At 59.8% G+C, this 4,240-nt stretch carries 3 protein-coding genes and 1 pseudogene; all 4 read left to right on the top strand.

What is annotated here, in order from left to right; all coding sequences use genetic code 11:
* Nucleotides 1-545 (top strand): annotated as a pseudogene (locus VGC33_RS07450) (hypothetical protein); the annotation flags it as partial.
* Between the two features lie 187 nt (nucleotides 546-732).
* Entirely contained in the window at nucleotides 733-2,430 is a 1,698-nt protein-coding gene (locus VGC33_RS07445; protein ID WP_331120118.1) for an NAD-dependent malic enzyme, read from the top strand.
* A gap of 124 nt (nucleotides 2,431-2,554) precedes the next feature.
* Nucleotides 2,555-3,310 carry an outer membrane permeability protein SanA gene (gene sanA / locus VGC33_RS07440; protein WP_331120117.1) on the top strand — a complete coding sequence of 252 codons (756 nt, stop codon included), beginning with the start codon at nucleotides 2,555-2,557 and terminating at the stop codon, nucleotides 3,308-3,310.
* Between the two features lie 165 nt (nucleotides 3,311-3,475).
* Complete coding sequence (locus VGC33_RS07435) at nucleotides 3,476-3,709, top strand: YgdI/YgdR family lipoprotein (RefSeq protein WP_331120116.1); 234 nt, start codon at nucleotides 3,476-3,478, stop codon at nucleotides 3,707-3,709.
* Nucleotides 3,710-4,240 lie beyond the last annotated feature (531 nt).

Genomic DNA, 4,240 nt, shown 5'->3' with positions numbered 1-4,240 from the left:
CGCTTGGCCATTACCTGCCCGACGCGTTTGGTCCGCGCGATCTGTCAATCCATACCCTGCTGATGGACGGCGTGGATCATCAGTTTGGCATAATGCCCGCCGATGGCCGCGGCGCCAGGACACGGACTCCCTCCGCCGCAGCGCCCGCAAAGGCATCGGAGACCTTATCAGGCACGGCGAGCAGGCCGGCACAGCCCACGGCGGCGAAAGGCGCCGCGTCCGCCGGTCCCCTGGCGCAACAGGCGTTGCTGGCAGCCAATCAGAGCCACGCGCCGTATAGCCAGGCGCATAGCGCGGTGGCGCTGCAAACGGCCGACGGGCGGATTTTTGCCGGTCGTTATGCTGAAAACGCCGCGTTTAATCCCAGCCTGCCGCCGCTGCAGTCGGCGCTGATATTGCTGAACATGGCCGGCGCCGACTGCGCCGCCCTGCAACGCGCGGCGCTGGCGGAGCGCGAGGGCGCGCCGTTTTCGCAGTGGGACGCCACGCGCTCGACCCTTGCGGCGCTGGGCTGCGGCGAAGTGACCCGGTTTTGGCTGACCTAGCGGCCGCTTGGCGGATAACGCCGTCGGCGGTTATAAGGTCGCCGACGGACACCGCGGTTCGGCGTGGGTCAGATATTGAAATTATTTGTGAGTTAATCATTAAATAACAAATTACCAATGAAAACATGCATCCTTCGCCACAATCTTTTATCCTCTGGTAATCTTTTGCGAAGCGATGGGAAAAGTCATGGATTTGGAACACGAAAGCAAGCGTCCCCTCTATATTCCCCATGCAGGGCCGGTACTGCTGGAATTTCCGCTACTGAATAAAGGCAGCGCCTTTACCATTGAGGAGCGCGATAATTTCAACCTGCACGGCCTGCTGCCGGAAGCCGTGGAAACCATTGAGGAGCAAACCGAACGCGCCTGGCGGCAGTATCAGGACTTTACCAGCGATATTGATAAGCATATTTACCTGCGCAATATCCAGGACACCAATGAAACCTTGTTCTATCGCCTGCTGGACGGCCATCTGAGCGAGATGCTGCCCATTATCTACACCCCTACCGTGGGCGAGGCCTGTGAGCATTTTTCCGATATCTATCGTCGCGCCCGCGGATTATTTATCTCCTACGGCAATCGCGACAAGATCGACGATATGCTGCAAAACGCCACCAAGCAGAACGTCAAAGTGATTGTGGTCACCGACGGCGAGCGCATCCTGGGCCTGGGCGATCAGGGCATCGGCGGCATGGGCATTCCCATCGGCAAGCTGTCGCTGTACACCTCCTGCGGCGGCATCAGCCCGGCCTATACCCTGCCGGTGGTACTGGATGCCGGCACCAACAATCCCCAGCGGCTCAACGATCCGCTGTATATGGGCTGGCGCCATCCGCGCATTACCGGCGACGAGTACGATCGGTTCGTCGACGCCTTTATCCAGGCGGTGAAGCGTCGCTGGCCCGATGTGCTGTTGCAGTTCGAGGATTTCGCCCAGAAAAACGCCACCCCGCTGCTTAACCGCTATCGCGACGAACTGTGCTGTTTTAACGATGATATCCAGGGCACCGCCGCGGTAACCCTGGGTTGTCTGCTGGCCGCCAGCCACGCCGCCGGCAGCCGCCTGCGCGATCAGACCGTGGTCTTCCTGGGCGCCGGTTCCGCCGGGTGCGGCATCGCCGAGCAGATTGTCGCTGAAATGCGCGCCGAGGGCCTGAGCGAAGATCAGGCGCGCGCGCGGGTGCTGATGGTCGATCGCTTTGGTTTGTTAACCGATAAGCTGGCCAACCTGCTGGATTTTCAAAGCCGCCTGGTGCAGCACAGCGATCAGCTTGCGGATTGGCAACTGGAGAGCGCGACCATTTCACTGATGGATGTGGTGCGCAACGCCAAACCGACGGTGCTGATTGGCGTCTCGGGCCAGCCGGGCCTGTTCAGCGAGGAGATTATCCGCGAGATGCATGCGCACTGCCCGCGCCCCATCGTCATGCCGTTGTCCAATCCCACCTCGCGGGTGGAGGCCACGCCTGAAGACGTGATCCGCTGGACCGACGGCGCGGCGCTGGTGGCCACCGGCAGCCCTTTTGCGCCGGTGCGCTATAAAGACAAGGTGTATCCCATCGCGCAGTGCAATAACGCCTATATCTTTCCGGGCATCGGCCTGGGCGTGCTGGCCTCGGGCGCGACGCGGGTAACCGACGCCATGCTTAACGCCGCCAGCCGCGCCCTGGCCGACTGTTCGCCGCTGGTCAACGGCGCCGACGGGGCGCTGTTGCCGGATATCAACGATATCCAGGGCGTCTCCAGGCTTATCGCCATGGAAGTCGGCAAGGCGGCGCAGGTGCATGGGGTGGCGATGGTCACGCCTGAGGACGTGCTGTCCACCGCCATTGAGCACAATTTCTGGCAGCCGCAGTATCGGCATTACCGGCGCACGCCGTTCTGACCCGCACGCGCCTCAACAAAATGTCACATCAGGCGCATTCACCCGCCGCGCTCCTTGCTTCAGCCGGGCAGGTAAAGTAGCCTTGGACCATGACTTTGCGGCAGGATAGGTTAAGGCTTACGGCATGTGGAAGCGCCTGATATATTCCCTGATTATTATCGCGGGCGTTTTGCTGTTGACGGCAATCGGGCTGGACCGCTGGATCAGCTGGAAAACCGCGCCTTATATCTATGAAGATCTGCAGTTGCTGCCCCACCGGCAGGTAGGGGTGGTGCTGGGCACCGCCAAATACTACCGCGCCGGCGTCATCAATCAATATTATCTCTATCGCATTCAGGGCGCGCTTAACGTCTACAACAGCGGCAAGGCCAACTATCTGCTGTTAAGCGGCGACAACGCGCTGCAAAGCTATAACGAACCCGTCACCATGCGCCGCGATCTGATTGCCCACGGCATGCCCGCCGGCGATATCGTGCTGGACTACGCCGGCTTTCGTACCCTCGATTCGATAATCCGCACCCGCAAGGTCTTCGACACTAACGATTTCACCATCATCACCCAGCGGTTCCACTGCGAGCGGGCGCTGTTTATCGCCATGCGCATGGGCATCCAGGCCCAATGTTTCGCCGTGCCCTCGCCGAAGAATATGTTCTCGGTCCGGCTGCGGGAAATCGGCGCCCGCCTCGGCGCCTTGTCGGACCTGTACCTGATGAAACGCGAACCCCGTTTCCTGGGCCCGCAAATTCCCATCCCCGCCCCACATGAAATTCCCGAGGGAACCCAAGGCTATCCGGCGGTTTCGCCGGAGCAACTGCTGGAAATCCAGCCCAGGCCCGAGCCCGGCAACGATACCAGCGAACGCCTGCCCGATTTGCGTTGACCCCGCCTGCCGGCGCGAGGGTTTAGACCGGATAATAAATCGCCGGTAATCCTAAAATAAACGTCAATGGCACGGATACATCAACGCCTCGCTCGTAAACAGGCAACTATCTGCTAGATTTTAAAAGGATTCACACCTTCTTTACGTTTAGCAGAGGATTTAATAATGATTAAAAATATCGTTTTTTCAGTTGTTTTCAGCTGTGCATCACTGTTTTTACTGACCGCCTGCTCATCTAACCAGGCGATAAAAACCACCGACGGCCGAACCATCGTCACCGACGGCAAACCGCAGATCGATGATGATACCGGCCTGGTATCCTATAAAAACGCTGAAACCGGTAAAACCGAGCAGATTAACCGCGATCAGGTTAAATCCATGGGCGAATTGGATAATTAATAGCGCAGCCGGGGGTAATATCGCCTCGGTGAATGTCGCGCTTACGGCAGGATAAATTTTGCTTCGGCGATGATGTAGCGGAGGCGGTGATTTCGTGGTCGGCTTGGTGGGGGTTTATGTTGCCGTGGAGCAGGTTTCGCGGGCGGCGGGCCTTATATTGCTGGGGCGGTGATTTCTTGGTCGGCTTGGTGGGGTTTATGTAGCCGTGGAGCAGGTTTCGCTGGCGGCGGCCCTTATGTTGTTGCTGAGGCGGTGATTTCGTGGCCGGCTTGGTGGGGTTTATGTTGCCGTGAGCAGGTTTCGCTTGCCGTGCGTTCGGTATTTATATGGATTGCCGGGTGCCGGCAAGCGACAAGAAGGGGCTCACGCGAGCCCCTTCTTGACTTCCCGGCGTCCGGCAGGTCGTGCGCCGCTGCGCGGTCCCCGGCAGCGCGCATCCCGGCTGTTGGACCGCACGGGACGCGCTCCCGGCGCGCCCTTAGCTTTCGCCGCTCCCGGCGGCTCATCCAGCCGCAATGCACGCCGCCGGCG

This window comes from Acerihabitans sp. (assembly GCF_036398755.1).
Lineage (GTDB): Bacteria > Pseudomonadota > Gammaproteobacteria > Enterobacterales > Enterobacteriaceae > Acerihabitans.
The sequence above is the reverse complement of the archived record's forward strand: the minus strand, read 5'-3'. Positions and strand labels throughout refer to the sequence as shown.

Coding starts and splice junctions, on each gene's coding strand:
- VGC33_RS07445 (WP_331120118.1), top strand. CDS start 733: ATGGATTTGGAACACGAAAGCAAGCGTCCCCTCTATATTCCCCATGCA.
- sanA (WP_331120117.1), top strand. CDS start 2,555: ATGTGGAAGCGCCTGATATATTCCCTGATTATTATCGCGGGCGTTTTG.
- VGC33_RS07435 (WP_331120116.1), top strand. CDS start 3,476: ATGATTAAAAATATCGTTTTTTCAGTTGTTTTCAGCTGTGCATCACTG.